12 protein-coding genes are annotated in these 14,779 nt (G+C 37.0%); 3 read left to right on the forward strand and 9 right to left on the reverse strand.

Annotation, left to right across the window (positions count from 1 at the left end; translation table 11 throughout):
• Positions 1-9 precede the first annotated feature (9 nt).
• Entirely contained in the window at positions 10-489 is a 480-nt protein-coding gene (gene greA / locus DNJ77_RS05805; RefSeq protein ID WP_116964050.1) for a transcription elongation factor GreA, read from the reverse strand.
• Between the two features lie 478 nt (positions 490-967).
• Between greA and DNJ77_RS05810 the strand changes: the two genes are divergently transcribed.
• The 3 genes from DNJ77_RS05810 to DNJ77_RS05820 are packed head-to-tail and all read left to right on the forward strand — an operon-like array spanning position 968 to position 4,879.
• Positions 968-2,485: a class I adenylate-forming enzyme family protein gene (locus DNJ77_RS05810; RefSeq protein ID WP_116964051.1), complete on the forward strand. Its 1,518-nt coding sequence runs from the start codon at positions 968-970 to the stop codon at positions 2,483-2,485.
• Complete coding sequence (locus tag DNJ77_RS05815; protein ID WP_116964052.1) at positions 2,454-4,283, forward strand: bifunctional chorismate-binding protein/class IV aminotransferase; 1,830 nt, start codon at positions 2,454-2,456, stop codon at positions 4,281-4,283. Before DNJ77_RS05810 ends, DNJ77_RS05815 begins: the two co-directional genes overlap by 32 nt.
• Before the next feature lie 8 nt (positions 4,284-4,291).
• Positions 4,292-4,879, forward strand: a complete 588-nt coding sequence (locus DNJ77_RS05820; RefSeq protein WP_116964053.1) for an anthranilate synthase component II — start codon at positions 4,292-4,294, stop codon at positions 4,877-4,879.
• Here DNJ77_RS05820 and mutY read toward each other — a convergent pair.
• From mutY to sdhC, 8 genes are all read right to left on the reverse strand, one after another.
• The gene (gene mutY, locus DNJ77_RS05825; RefSeq protein ID WP_157966614.1) at positions 4,845-5,888 is read right to left on the reverse strand and encodes an A/G-specific adenine glycosylase; all 1,044 of its coding nucleotides are present in this window, start codon (positions 5,886-5,888) and stop codon (positions 4,845-4,847) included. The genes DNJ77_RS05820 and mutY overlap by 35 nt on opposite strands.
• Positions 5,881-6,414, reverse strand: a complete 534-nt coding sequence (locus tag DNJ77_RS05830) for an adenine phosphoribosyltransferase (protein WP_116964055.1) — start codon at positions 6,412-6,414, stop codon at positions 5,881-5,883. The genes mutY and DNJ77_RS05830 overlap by 8 nt, the downstream gene beginning before the upstream one ends.
• 253 nt (positions 6,415-6,667) lie before the next feature.
• Positions 6,668-8,167, reverse strand: coding sequence for a 2-oxoglutarate dehydrogenase complex dihydrolipoyllysine-residue succinyltransferase (gene odhB / locus DNJ77_RS05835; RefSeq protein ID WP_116964056.1), 1,500 nt, complete (start codon positions 8,165-8,167; stop codon positions 6,668-6,670).
• Between the two features lie 51 nt (positions 8,168-8,218).
• Entirely contained in the window at positions 8,219-11,083 is a 2,865-nt protein-coding gene (locus DNJ77_RS05840; protein WP_116964057.1) for a 2-oxoglutarate dehydrogenase E1 component, read from the reverse strand.
• 68 nt (positions 11,084-11,151) lie between these two features.
• Positions 11,152-11,856 (reverse strand): succinate dehydrogenase iron-sulfur subunit, encoded by a 705-nt coding sequence (locus DNJ77_RS05845; RefSeq protein ID WP_116964058.1) that lies wholly within the window; start codon positions 11,854-11,856, stop codon positions 11,152-11,154.
• Between the two features lie 10 nt (positions 11,857-11,866).
• Complete coding sequence (sdhA, locus tag DNJ77_RS05850) at positions 11,867-13,654, reverse strand: succinate dehydrogenase flavoprotein subunit (protein ID WP_116964059.1); 1,788 nt, start codon at positions 13,652-13,654, stop codon at positions 11,867-11,869.
• Between the two features lie 12 nt (positions 13,655-13,666).
• On the reverse strand, positions 13,667-14,008 hold the full coding sequence (gene sdhD, locus DNJ77_RS05855; protein ID WP_116964060.1) for a succinate dehydrogenase, hydrophobic membrane anchor protein: 342 nt from the start codon (positions 14,006-14,008) through the stop codon (positions 13,667-13,669).
• Positions 13,996-14,385: a succinate dehydrogenase, cytochrome b556 subunit gene (gene sdhC / locus DNJ77_RS05860; RefSeq protein WP_116964061.1), complete on the reverse strand. Its 390-nt coding sequence runs from the start codon at positions 14,383-14,385 to the stop codon at positions 13,996-13,998. Before sdhC ends, sdhD begins: the two co-directional genes overlap by 13 nt.
• Positions 14,386-14,779: the final 394 nt, after the last annotated feature.

Consider the following 14,779-nt stretch of genomic DNA (forward strand, 5'->3'; position numbering starts at 1 on the left):
CTTTGACGATTAGCGGTACTCAACAGCAAGGATTTCGTACTCAACCATGCCAGCTGGAGTTGTCACGTTTGCCTCATCACCTTCTACCTTACCAATAAGTGCCCTGGCAAGTGGCGAACTAAAGGAAATTTTATTTTGTCTGATGTCTGCTTCGTCTTCGCCAACAATTTGATAAGTGGTTTCTACATCATTTTCAAGATTTAATAAGGTTACCGTAGCACCAAATATCACTTTACCTGTATTATTCATCTTCAAAACATCAATCACTTGGGCATTACTGAGCTTAGCTTCTAATTCTTGAATTCGCCCCTCAATAAAGCTTTGTTGTTCCCGTGCAGCATGGTACTCGGCATTTTCTTTCAAATCACCATGCTCACGTGCCTCAGCAATTGCTGCAATTACATTTGGCCTTTGCACACCTTTTAAATTTTGTAGTTCAAGTTTCAAAGCGGCTTCGCCATTTACTGTCATTGGAATTCTTTTAGACATTACGCTTCCTTATACTTAATTTTAATTGTCATAACGCTACTTAATATCTATCACAACCTATTTTTAAACTTTCTCATCTTGCCAGTATACACTTTACACTTCCATGACCACAAAAGTTGGTCGTTATTGCAAATGAAAGCGGACTTTCATAGGGAGTGGTTTGCAAATGGTATATTACGAAAAGCAAAATAAAAACGCCCAATGTAAAACATCAGGCATTTATATTACTAGACCAACGATTATACCTAAGCTATGCTTTTTTGCAATTTTCTTTGCCTAGATACAACAATTCTAATTTTGAATATATAAATATCTCGTATCTCATTTAGCTATGCATAACTTATTAGACAGACTTAAACATGATTCGTAAGAGATCTGTTACGAAAAGCAAAATAGTCATAAATATTATTAAGTAACATTGTCACTACCTATACTTTCACTTAAAATAGCGCCAACCATACCCTTTTGGGAAGAGTATATGTTAGAACAGTCTGAAATACAGTGTATTGAGCATTTTTTTGACTACTTACAACGTATTGGAAACCACTATGCCTTTATCTACAATAATGAAGCTTATCGCTATCAAATGCTGCATGATAATGCACTTAAAATAAGTAATTGGCTAATACAACAAAACTGCCATAGGCTTATGTTTTCAATTAGCAATTCACCTTTTTCAGTTGGATTATTTTTGGCTTCTTGGTTAAATGCAATTGAATGCTTCCCAGTTAATCCTCGCTTTATTTCAAATGAACTTCTTGGACTAGTTAAACGTGCTAAACCAAATTTACTAATCATTGAATCGCAACAAAACTCAGATGTCCTGACCGCATATTGCCAAACTGAACGTATTAAACTCTATGTCGTTGATGCACCAATGAATTTTTTAAACACAATTACTGGCACTCCAACTACAAAAAGAGCAGTAAACCCAATCCAACACAAAAAAGAAGGTATTACCTATCACATAAGCTCAGGCACAGGAGGACATTATAATTTTCATGGTCATTACACCTCACAAATCTTAGCTTATGCCTACCAACGCCAATTTGATTATGGGCTTAAAAAAGGTGATTTGTCACTGGTACACCTATCATTTAACCACGCATATGCTTTTTCTTATCAACTATTACCAAATATAGCACTTGGTAACAGTATGATTTTGGCACCAAGCTTTAATGCGAAAACCGCACTTCACTACATCAAACACTATGAAGTATCGGCTTTAGCGCTACTACCTACAATGTATTACCAACTATGTCAACAAGTCAAACAGAAAAGCTTAACCAATCACCATTTAAGACACCTTAGCGTTGCAGGCGATCAACCCAATCCAATGCTCTTTCAACTGGTAAAAGACACATTTGATCAACCTTTATTAAATGGCTTAGGAATGACTGAAGTCTATGGTTATGCTCAAAACATTAGCAAGACGAATGAACATAATAAAATTAAACTTTTTGATGACGTAAAAATAAAAATTCAATCACTTAAATCTCAGCAAGCTTACCCTTTAGAGCTTAAAAATACACCTTTCCCAATTGGAGAGATTTATATTCAAACACCAATACAGCCTATCTCTCATCAAGGAGTATGGCTCCCCACGGGAGATTATGGCTATGTAGATAATGAACATAACCTTTATTTTCTTGGTCGAATAAAAGATATTATTATCAAAGGCGGCTCGAATATTGCACCACTTGAGTTAGAACATTATCTCTATCAAATACCTCAAATCAAGCAGGCCGCTGTTGTGGGTCAGAAAAACGCTATTTGGGGGGAGCTTATCTGCGCTTGCCTGGTTTTAAAAGAAAATACCATATTAACGCTAGAACAAGTCAATCAATTTCTAAGCCAATACCTTGCACAATACAAGCATATTGATAAACTCTTTTACTATTCACAACTACCTATCAATATCACCGGAAAAATCGATCGCTATCGCCTTGTACGAGACATCAATAATGAAACAACTACCAAAATTTGCCTGCCTTGAAAATACACTTGATTCAAGCAAGCCAAGCTTCTACTTTGACAGCCCCGTTGATGAAATCTCATGTATTACCCCTATAAACATCAAAAGTGCATTGGATCAATTAGAGTCCCTACAGCAGCAAGGCTTATATCTTGTTGGGTATGTCAGTTATGAGGCAGCTTACTACCTCAATTCTGACTTTACATCTATGCAAGACCAAGATGCTTCATTTTGTACCACTTTAATACATTTTGTAGCTTTTAAAAATTGCCAACTTCAATCATCTCAAAAGCAAAGTACATATTCAGTATTTCCTGCAATTGATATGATTCACGATTGTTTATCTTATAAGCAATACATGAAAGACTTTGCAGTCATTCAAAAAGCGCTCTTAGATGGTGAAAGTTATCAGATTAATTATACCAAACGTGTACAGCTTAGAAGTCCTCTTTCTGTTTTTGAACTTTATCAACAATTAAAGGCACAACAACCCGTTCAATATAGTGCTTTTTTACCTTTTTCACCTGTGACTGTTTTATCTTTTTCACCTGAATTATTTTTTAAAAAAACAGCTAACCTCATAACAGTTAAGCCAATGAAAGGCACATCTGCTCGTTTTGATGATCCCGTGTTAGATCAAAATTCCTATACATTCTTAAAAAATGACTCTAAAAATAAAGCAGAGAATTTAATCATTATTGATTTGCTTCGCAATGATTTAGCTCGTTTTTGTGAAACAGGAAGTATCGAGGTCATTGATGCCTTTGATATTGAAACTTATAAAAGCGTTTATCAAATGACCTCTACCTTATCCGCAAAACTTGCACCTGAAACTTCATTTTCTCACATCCTGAAAAACTTATTTCCTTGCGGCTCTATTACTGGGGCTCCTAAAAAGCGTACAATGGAATTCATCAAAAATTTAGAACCTGCTCGCAATCTTTACACTGGTTGTATTGGTTATATCCTACCAAATAATGATATGTGTTTTAACGTTGCGATTCGTACTTTAAGCCAAAAACCAAATAACCTCTTTGAATGTGGCGTAGGTGGTGGCTTTACTATTCAATCTACTTGTGATGACGAGTGGCAAGAAATGCTTACAAAACTTACCTTTTTAAAACGCTGCTATCAACCTAGCTTTAACTTAATTGAAACCCTGTTGTATGATAGAAAAGGCTTTACTTCTTTAGACTTACATTTACAAAGGCTTATATATTCAGCACAGTGCTTACACTTTACCCTCAACCCAATGGATATTGAATCTGACCTTTTAAACTATGCCTTACAATATTTAAAAAATCAAAATAATAAAACCTATAAGATAAGAGTAGAAGTAGATTATAAAGGTGGTTATAAAATTAGCCATCAAACTATTACCATACCTACCGAAAACACGGCTATAACAATCTATATTTGCCCTGAAAAAATTGAATCCTCTCATCCATTATGGTTACATAAAACCACTGATAAAAGTACGCGTGGTTTTTATGAAACTATGCACAATAAATATTTAAATGGGGCAGAAGCTGCTGAGCTCATTTACATAAATGAAAAAGGTCACATCACAGAAGCTCGCTTTTACAACATTATTGTTGAGATCAATCATACACTTTTTACACCATCGCTTAGTGATGGTTTACTACCTGGTATCGCACGCTCTAAGATTATTAATAATGGTGTTATTGAGCGATCCATAACGCCAGATGAGCTAACAACAGCAACGGCCATTTATTTAATTAACGATATACGCGGCAAAATACCGGTAACTTTAGCGCAAACCAAACTACCAATATTACTTAATACTCACAAAAAGTAAGGTTTAATATGTTATTGTTTATTGATCACTACGATTCGTTTTCACACATCCTAATGGACTATTTTAAACGTCTTAGACAAGAAATTAGGCATATCAAAACAGACGAAGTTTCATCCAAATTTAAAATCAACTCATTTAAATACATTGTGATTGGACCAGGACCTGGTCACCCTAATGAATTGTTACATTTATACCCAATTATCCGTGAAGCAATCAATTTGAAAATACCTTTGTTAGGTGTATGTTTGGGGCATCAACTTCTTGCTCAATACTTTGGCGCTAAAGTCATTCACGCCAAACAAATTATGCACGGGCAATGCTCTGAAATTACGCATGATAACGATGAACTCTATAGAAATCTACCTAATAAAATATTGGTTACACGCTATCATTCCCTTATCGTTGCACATAATAGTTTACCACACACACTCAAAGGCATTGCTTATAGTCAAGATCATGAGCTTATGGCGTTTTGTCATAAGTCTTACCCAATTTATGGCATTCAATACCACCCTGAAGCATATCTGACCGAATACGGTTTAAAGCTGTTACAAAACTTTCTTAGCATTCATCATATCCCTTTTGATCAGAAATAATTAAATGTCTTGCCAATGGTGCCGGTAGCGCATACTGCTTAATTGCGTTTTTATGCACCCAAATGCCCTGATGATTTATACAAGTCTTTTCATTTACCGCATGAACTTTAATATCATAATTTAATTCAAAATGGGTAAAGATATGCCTTTGATCTTGGCATAGCATATGGGTATATTCTCCCAAATATAAATCTTCATCGGGCAATACATAAAGTCCTCCCCATATCCCTTTATTTGGTTTTTTAATGAGTAACAACTCATCTTGATAACAATACAAATAAAAACGCTTAGACCTTACAGGTTTTACTTTTTGTGGCTTTTTAACAGGATAATTCTTAACAACTTGGTTATTGTAAGCCAGGCACATATCATTTAATGGGCATTGAATACATTTTGGTCTTGTTCTAGTACAAAGTGCAGCACCAAAATCCATTTGCACTTGCGTATAAGCTTGAGTATTTTCTATTGGCATGAGTTTATTTGCCAATTGCCATAAATACCTTTCCATACTTTTGTCATTTGGATGTACGCCAAGTTGAAATAGCCTTGCAAACACGCGCTTAACGTTTCCATCTAGAATTGGAGTGGGCTTGCTAAAAGCGATTGATAATATCGCATGTGCCGTTGAACGACCAATCCCTGGTAATGCCATTAATGTATCTACATCGTGTGGTAGCTTCCCTTGATGGAAATCACGCATGATTTGTGCAGCCTTATGCAAATTCCTTGCTCTGGCATAGTAACCAAGTCCTGCCCAATACTGCATAACCTTATCTTGTTGCTCATTAGCAAGTGTTATAATATCGGGAAAAACCTCAATAAATTTTAAAAAATAAGGAATAACTGTTTTAACTTGGGTTTGCTGAAGCATAATTTCAGATAACCAAACGTGATAAGGGCTAAAATCTCCTTGCCAGGGAAGGTTATGACGACCATATTTTTGATACCAGGTAAGGAGTGATTTTTGATAATAAGAAATATTAAAGTGAACATTAATTTCATTAGTCATACTGAATAAGTGACTCAACTGCAATATCTTTAGGCATTTTAGCTCGCCCATTTAAACCCAATAGCTCAATAACAAATATAGAACCTAAAACATTTGCACCTGCTTTGTTCACCAACTCAACACAAGCAGAAGCCGTACCTCCTGTTGCCAATAAATCATCAACTAGTAACACTTGATCCTCTTTATTAAAAGCATCTTGATGCACTTCAAGTGTGTCAAAGCCATATTCAAGCTCATATTGACACTTATACACTGCTCTTGGCAACTTACCTTGTTTACGAATAGGTATAAAACCAATCGATAGATACTTTGCTAACCCCACTCCAAAGATAAAGCCTCGGCTTTCAGGTCCCGCAATTAGCGTAGGTCTATGAGGTAAATTTTCTATACGGTCAGCCATAAGCTTAGCAGTTAAACGTAACCCTTTCGGATCAGCTAATAAGGGAGTAATATCACGAAACAAAATCCCAGGTTTTGGAAAGTTTGGCACAGATTGGATCAACGATTGTAAAATTTGCACACTCATGAATCAGGAATTTATTACAAATAAAAATTGTTACTAATAGTATCATGATGATCAATGACTTTCTAGCGAACCATTCTTAGAACTTACCGTAAAATCGTTCTTTTGATTAAATACTACGTTAAACTTAAATGAACCCACATTTATAGTATGGGGAATTTGCTAGATTAGAAATCGCATTTAAGCGTAAGTTTGATATAGATTGGTAGATGACGCAATCGAAAAATTAATACTAGGCTCCATTAAATGTGAATAATTAGATTTCTAGTAACATCCTTGCTGGATCTTCGATCAACTCTTTGATTGTTTTTAAGAATTTAACAGATACACTACCATCAATAATCCTATGGTCATAGGAAAGTGCTAAATACATAATAGGACGGATAACGATTTCACCATTGATAACAACTGGTCGCTCAACAATATTATGCATACCTAAAATCGCACTTTGTGGCGCATTGATAATTGGCGTCGATAGCATTGAACCATAGGTGCCACCATTGGTAATAGTGAAAGTTCCTCCTTGCATTTCTTCTAACGAAAGCTTACCATCACGTGCTTTAATCGCTTTTTCAACAATTTCGGTTTCAATCTTAGCAAAAGACTTCTGATTGGTATTGCGAATAACAGGAACAACCAAGCCGCGCTCTGAACCGACAGCGACACCAATATCAAAATAACCATGGTAAACGATATCACTGCCATCAATAGAAGCATTAACCTCAGGAAAACGCTTTAAAGCTTCCGTTGCTGCTTTCAAGAAAAATGACATAAATCCAAGCTTGGCATCATGTGTTTTTAGAAACAAATCCTTGTATTGTGACCTTAAATCCATCACTGGTTTCATATCTACTTCATTAAACGTCGTTAAAATTGCATTACTATGCTGCACATCAACCAAACGTTTAGCAATCGTTTGACGAAGACGAGTCATCCGTACACGTTTATCAGGTCGATCAGATGTAAATTCAATTGAAGGTAAAGAAGATATAGAAGCTTGTAATGGTTTTGATACTGGTACATTGATTACGTCTTGCTTGGTAATACGACCATTTTTACCACTACCTTGTACATTTGCCAAATCAACATCATTTACCTTAACCGCACGGCGTACTGAGGGCGATAAATTATCGTTGGTTTGCTGTACGTTAGCAGATTGTTGATCTACCACTAAAGCAGAACTTACATTCGATGAAACGCTACCTGCTGTAATCTCTGCAACTGCTTCAGCACTTAATACTGCATCACCCTCTGCTTTTAACCTTTTAGTTAACACACCTGATGCAGAAGCAGGGACTTCCATCATTACTTTATCCGTTTCAATTTCAACAATTGTTTCACCTTCTTCAACACGATCACCTGGCTTTTTATGCCAAGTTGCTACAGTACCTTCTGCTATTGATTCTGGAAAAGTGGGAGCATGAATAATTTCAGTAGTACCTTTCAGTTGAGTACTTGCTGCTGAAGCTGTATTTCCTTTTGCAATTGAAGGTTCTTTTACTGTTGACATTTGTTGTGTTTCATTTTCGGAAATAGTGCCAATGATTTCTTCAGAAACAACATTATCACCTTCACCCTTCTTCACTTGCCCCATGATACCTGCATTCATCGCTGGCACTTCCATAACGACTTTATCGGTTTCAATTTCAGCTAATACATCACCTTCTTCAACACGATCACCTGGCTTTTTATGCCAAGTTGCTACAGTACCTTCTGCTATTGACTCCGGAAAAACAGGAACTTTTATATCTGCCATTTTTTCTACCCTTTTATCTTTTTTACTAAATCTATAAATAAAAATCTTGTCTTATGCACTATTGTTTTCATCAAGTTTTAATGCTTTGCCAATCAGCTTATCCTGCTGTATATGAAACAAAGCTGGATAACCAACAGCAGGCGCTGCTGCTGCTTTTCTGCCAACATAATTTAAGCTCTGCCCCTTGACCAACACTCTTCTTAATTCATGTTGAATCATCCACCATGCACCTTGATTTTCAGGCTCTTCTTGTACCCAAACAATATCACTAACATGCTGATATGCAGCAAGCACTGCCTCTAAATCTTGCTGTGGGAAAGGGTAAAGTTGTTCTATACGAATAATAGCAATGTCTTCAATCGCTTTTTCACGACGCTTAGATAACAAATCATAATATACTTTGCCAGAACATAAAATCACACGTGTTATTTTTTCTGCTTTGATGTCATCGGTTTCATGAATCACATTATAAAAATGTCCATCTGCCAAATCTTCCAGACTTGAAAAGACAAGCGGATGGCGCAATAAACTCTTAGGTGACATCACAATAAGTGGTTTTCGATAAGCTCTTAGCATTTGTCTACGCAACATATGAAAAAGTTGTGCAGGCGTTGTTGGCACACAAATTTGCATATTATCATTTGCACAAAGCTGTAAAAAACGCTCTAGTCTAGCAGATGAGTGCTCCGCACCTTGACCTTCTTGACCATGTGGTAATAACATGACAAGTCCTGATAAAATACCCCATTTTTCTTCTGCTGCCGCAATAAATTGATCAATCACCACCTGAGCCGTATTGGCAAAATCACCAAATTGTGCTTCCCAAATTACCAAACTTTCTGGTGCTGAACAACTATAGCCATAATCAAAACCAAGTACCGCATACTCAGATAGTACTGAATCAATAATATGACACTGTACTTCAGGGTTAATGTGCTGCAACGGTATGTAATCAGGTAAATTGACATTATTATAATCATAGTTATGTAATACAGCATGGCGATGTGAGAAAGTACCACGTCCACAATCCTCACCTGATAAGCGTATACTATAACCCTCTACCAACAACGTGGCATAGGCAAGATTTTCAGCGAATCCCCAATTTGCTGTGCTTTCACCAGCAGCCATTTTGACTCGATCCTCAATTGTCTTTTTTACTTGTGGCTGCAAGATTAAGCCTTCTGGTAAATGATTGAGTTTATTCGCCAATTCAATCAACTTCTCCTTATCAAAACGCGTATCCACCCTTTGATCCCATTTTTGATTAAGATAAGGACGCCAATTTACAATACACTTAGTACTGCGTTGTTGTTGAGTCGTAATGACATCGGCAACAACTTGTTTATTTTGCAATTTATCTCTATAGGCTTTTGCCATTACATCGGCTTGTTCTTGAGAAACTACACCTTCTTTTTCTAACTTTTCAGCATAGATAGCACGAGTTGTTGGTAACTTTTTAATGATACTATACATCTTTGGCTGCGTACCGGACGGCTCATCGGCTTCATTGTGACCATGACGACGATAGCACACTAAATCAATCACAATATCTTTGTTAAACATCATACGATAATCCATAGCAAGCCCTGCTACACGAACAACTGCTTCAGGATCATCAGCATTAACATGCAACACAGGTGCTTCGACCATTTTTGCAATATCAGTACAATATAAACTACTTCTATTATCTTCTTTTTTATCTGTTGTAAAACCAACTTGGTTGTTGATCACAATATGAATAGTACCTCCGGTTCCATAGTACCTTGTTTGTGACAAAGAAAAAGTTTCCATTATCACTCCTTGACCACAGAAAGCAGAGTCGCCATGAATTAAAATGGGAACTACTTTGCTAGGTGCTTCACCATGCTCAAAACAATCTTGTTTCGCTCTAACAGCACCTTCTACAACAGGATCAACCGTCTCTAAATGTGATGGGTTAAAGGCAAGTGCTAAACGCACAGTTTCTTTTGGTGTCTTATGCCACGAAGCAAAGCCTAAGTGATATTTTACATCCCCTGACAAGAATTTTTTATCTTGCTCACCTTCAAACTCTTTAAATAAATTTTCGGGTGATTTACCCATGATATTGACAAGTACATTCAAGCGCCCACGATGCGCCATTCCCATACCTACCTCTTCCACACTCGCCTCACCTGCCTTATTGATAATCTCATTTAATGCAGGAATCATCGACTCTCCACCTTCAAGTGAGAAGCGCTTTTGACCAACATATTTCATGCCAAGATATTTTTCTAATCCTTCAGCAGCTGTTAAACGCTCTAAAAGCCATTCTTTACGTTCTTTAGATAAATTTGGCGCTACCTTTTCTACCCGCTGACGAAACCACATCTTTTCCGCCATGTTGCTTAAGTGCATAAATTCATAACCAACGCTATCGGCATAAACTTGCTTAAGTTTAGCGATAATGTCTTTTAACAACATCGGTTTATAATCAGAAAAAATCCCAACGTTAAAACTTTCGTTTAAATTCTCTTTATTTAAGCCATGAAATTCAAGGTCAAGCTCTGGTGTAACCTCAGGTAACTTAATGCCAAGTGGATCAAGATTAGCAATCTTATGACCAACACTACGATACATATAAACCAAATCCATGACGGCTGAAATTTTATCCCCACCATCTGGATAATTGCTAGAGTCGACAATTATGCCTTGTGGCGTTGAAACAGCAAACCGAAATGGATTTTTGCTCAACGCAATAAAATCTTCTCTAATCTGCGCATGCGATACATCATGTTGATTATTGCGTATACCATCAAAATATTGACGCCAACTGCTATCAACTAAATTAGGATCTTTTAAATAGTCTTCATAAATTGCATCTAGATAAGCACTGCTACTACCTGAAAGTTGTGAACTTTCCAACCATAAAGACATTGAGTCTTGTGTTTCACTCATAGTTTTACTCTTAACCTTCTTTGACCAAAATAAAAAAGCACTTACTTCATTTCAGCGCTCAACTAAATTTATAAACTATTTTTCAACATCATTGATCTAAGTTTACCGATAGCTTTTGTTGGATTTAAGCCTTTAGGACAAACACTCACACAATTCATAATCGTACGACACCTAAAGACACTAAATGGATCTTGCAATGCTTCTAAGCGCTCTTTCGTTGCACCATCTCGTGAATCAATCACAAAACGATAAGCCTGTAACAATCCAGATGGTCCAATAAATTTATCAGGGTTCCACCAAAAAGATGGGCAAGAAGTTGTACAACAAGCACATAAGATACACTCATATAGTCCATCGAGTTTAGCTCGATCTTCTGGTGACTGTAAGCGTTCTTTAACAGGATTATCCCCTTCAACTGGAATTAAATAAGGTTTGACCTTCTCATAGTTCTTATAAAATTGATCCATATTAACGATCAAGTCACGAATAACAGGTAAGCCAGGTAAGGGCTGCAACTTAATTGGCTGACTTAATTCACCAATTGAGGTAATACAAGCCAATCGGTTTTTACCATTAATACTCATGCCATCTGAACCACAAACGCCTTCACGACAAGAACGACGCACCGCTAACGTTGGATCTTGCTGCTTAATCAGCTCAATAGCAGTTAAAACTTTTGTACCTTCATTTTCGACTGTAACGGTATAATCTTGATAGTAAGGTTTTTTATCCACTTCAGGATTATAGCGATAAACTTTAAACTGAACTTTCACCGATATCTCCTTAGTAGCTTCTGACTTTTGGTTGGAATGGGTCTAATTTTAATGGCTGCATATTTACATCACGTGTAGAGAATCTATCCCCTTCTAGGAAATATAAGCTATGTTTTAACCAGCTCTCATCGTCACGCTTAGGATAGTCTTCACGCGAGTGTGCGCCACGCGATTCTTTACGCTGTAATGCAAGCACTGCCGTTGCCATCGCAGTTTCCATTAAATTATCCAGTTCAAGTGCTTCAATTCGAGCGGTATTAAAAACGTGCGAATGATCCACTAAAGATGCTTTTTGTACACGCCCACGCAATGATTTTAAACGCTCTAAACCTTCTTGCATTTGATGTTCTGTTCTGAATACTGAGAAATCAATTTGCATTGCTTTTTGAAGCTCTGCTCTTAAAGTAGCAACACTTTCACCACCTTTATTGTTTTCCCAACGTTGATAACGCGCTATCGCTGTATCAATTGCTTTATCAGTTACCTCTCGTTGCTGCATCCCTGCACGCAACACTCCTTCCGCGTGCATACCAGCAGCTCGACCAAACACAACCAAATCAAGCAATGAGTTTGAACCCAAACGGTTTGCACCATGCACAGATACAGATGCACATTCACCTACTGCATATAAACCTTCAATAACAATATCCTCACCATTTTTATTTTGTGTAATTGCCTGACCATATTTGTTGGTCGGAATACCACCCATCATATAATGGCAAGTCGGGACAACAGGAATGGGTGCTTTTAATGGGTCAACGCCTGCAAAAGTCATTGCCAATTCACGAATGCCTGGCAAGCGTTCTTTAATTACATTTTCATCCAAATGTGTTAAATCTAAATTAACGCAATCAACACCAGCGAATTTCAAACCACGACCTTCATTAATTTCTTGTTGAGACGCACGAGATACTACATCACGCGATGCTAGATCCTTGGCATTAGGCGCATAACGCTCCATAAAACGCTCACCATTTTTATTACGTAAAATTCCACCTTCACCACGACAGCCTTCAGTTACTAAAACTCCGGCACCTGCAATACCCGTTGGATGGAATTGCCAAAACTCCATATCCTGTAGTGGGAAGCCAGCACGAAGTGCCATCCCAATCCCATCACCCGTATTGATGTGAGCATTAGTACTTGATTCATAAATGCGCCCAGCACCACCTGTTGCCAAAATCGTCACTTTAGACTGGAAGAATACAATTTCACTATTTTCCATATTAAGCGCAATTACACCTGCTATCGCATTTTCAGACGATTTAACAAGATCAATCGCATACCATTCATTAAAAAACTTGGTTTCATGTTTTAAATTACCTTGGTAAAGTGTATGCAATAGTGCATGCCCTGTTCTATCAGAGGCCGCACAGGTTCTTTTTGCAATATTGCCCACATTATAATTACGCGACATTCCACCAAAGGCACGTTGGTAAATCTTGCCATTTTCTAAACGTGAAAATGGCATCCCCATATGCTCAAGCTCGATAATAGCTTGTGGCGCATTTTCACACATAAACTCAATAGCTTCTTGATCACCAATATAGTCAGAACCTTTAACGGTATCATAAGTATGCCATTTCCAATCATCAGATGGTAAATCATCATCAAATTCAACGTTTCCTAAAGCTGCGGCAATTCCGCCTTGAGCCGATACCGTATGCGATCTTGTTGGAAATACTTTTGATATCGCTGCGGTTTTAAATCCAGATTGTGATAATTGAAACGCTGCTTGCATGCCAGCACCTCCGGCACCTACAACGATTGCATCAAATTGTTGTACTGCTATTTTCATTACTTATGCCCCTTAAAATAAAATACAGATAAGCCAAATAAAGCAGGTAAAATATCCTACAATCGCTGCAACTTGCAAAATACCCGCAAACCAAGCACATTTTACATAGTCAGTAAAGATTGTCCACATCCCAATCCAGGCATGTGCAATCAGCGCTAAAAATGCAAGTAATGTAAAGACTTTAACCCAAGTATTCTGGAAAATCGCCATCCACGTATGATAAGAACCATCACCTGAAAGGCATAAAACAACAACTACAATAAAAATTGCATAAAGCATGATAATAATCGCGCTAATACGTTGTAAAAACCAATCCTTTAAACCTGAACGTGTACAACAAGTTACATTAGCCATATCCAAATCCCCCACAAAATTGTTACAAGCGAACCTAAAACAAGTACCATAATCGATGTTACTTTTGCACAGCACATTTCTTCACCAAATCCTAGGTCCATAATCAAATGACGGATCCCCGCAATCACGTGGTAAGACACAGCTGACAAAAAAATCCATACCACAATACTCCAAGGAGAATGGATCAATAGATTTTGAACGTAGTAAAAATCTCCACCACATCTCATTGACAAGCTAAATGCCCACAATAAAAATGGCAATAACACAACCATTAGCACACCTGTAATACGATGTAAAATGGAGCTTATCGCCGTAATAGGGAAAGAATAGGATTTAATTGAGCCAAGTCCTATATTTCGTGGTCCTTGATCTTTCATTTTTATCTCCTGCATATCAAGAAAACTAAGTGGTTATCACAAAATATCGTGTATTCTAGCATAAATAAAATCAAGCGCCACAGCGAAGAAGCAAGCAAATAAAATTAATCTCATACACAAAAGAAAACTCAATCGCGCATCTAAACAAAAATGGTGTATTGTATAGCCTAAATCAGCACACTAAAGATGGTTTTTTGATATTACATCAAATAGGAACAATAAATTAATCGCTTTAAAACTATGAAGATAAAATAAAAGCTTTAATTCTACACTTAACTACCCCCTTATACCCTATTTTAACTATTTACAGAATTGTCAGTAACGCTTTTGTCATTATTTTTACCATTGTCGGCAAGTTTTAATAAGCTTGCTTTAGCTAGCTCAATTTGATAAC

Source organism: Fastidiosibacter lacustris (assembly GCF_003428155.1).
GTDB classification, from domain to species: Bacteria; Pseudomonadota; Gammaproteobacteria; order Francisellales; family Francisellaceae; genus Caedibacter; species Caedibacter lacustris.

What these genes read in the sequence shown, in the direction of transcription:
- DNJ77_RS05815 (WP_116964052.1), top strand. Translation starts at nt 2,454, where the DNA reads ATGAAACAACTACCAAAATTTGCCTGCCTTGAAAATACACTTGATTCA.
- DNJ77_RS05840 (WP_116964057.1), bottom strand. Translation starts at nt 11,083, where the DNA reads ATGAGTGAAACACAAGACTCAATGTCTTTATGGTTGGAAAGTTCACAA.
- sdhC (WP_116964061.1), bottom strand. Translation starts at nt 14,385, where the DNA reads ATGAAAGATCAAGGACCACGAAATATAGGACTTGGCTCAATTAAATCC.
- greA (WP_116964050.1), bottom strand. Translation starts at nt 489, where the DNA reads ATGTCTAAAAGAATTCCAATGACAGTAAATGGCGAAGCCGCTTTGAAA.
- DNJ77_RS05830 (WP_116964055.1), bottom strand. Translation starts at nt 6,414, where the DNA reads ATGAGTGTGCAAATTTTACAATCGTTGATCCAATCTGTGCCAAACTTT.
- sdhA (WP_116964059.1), bottom strand. Translation starts at nt 13,654, where the DNA reads ATGAAAATAGCAGTACAACAATTTGATGCAATCGTTGTAGGTGCCGGA.
- mutY (WP_157966614.1), bottom strand. Translation starts at nt 5,888, where the DNA reads ATGACTAATGAAATTAATGTTCACTTTAATATTTCTTATTATCAAAAA.
- DNJ77_RS05820 (WP_116964053.1), top strand. Translation starts at nt 4,292, where the DNA reads ATGTTATTGTTTATTGATCACTACGATTCGTTTTCACACATCCTAATG.
- sdhD (WP_116964060.1), bottom strand. Translation starts at nt 14,008, where the DNA reads ATGGCTAATGTAACTTGTTGTACACGTTCAGGTTTAAAGGATTGGTTT.
- DNJ77_RS05810 (WP_116964051.1), top strand. Translation starts at nt 968, where the DNA reads ATGTTAGAACAGTCTGAAATACAGTGTATTGAGCATTTTTTTGACTAC.
- odhB (WP_116964056.1), bottom strand. Translation starts at nt 8,167, where the DNA reads ATGGCAGATATAAAAGTTCCTGTTTTTCCGGAGTCAATAGCAGAAGGT.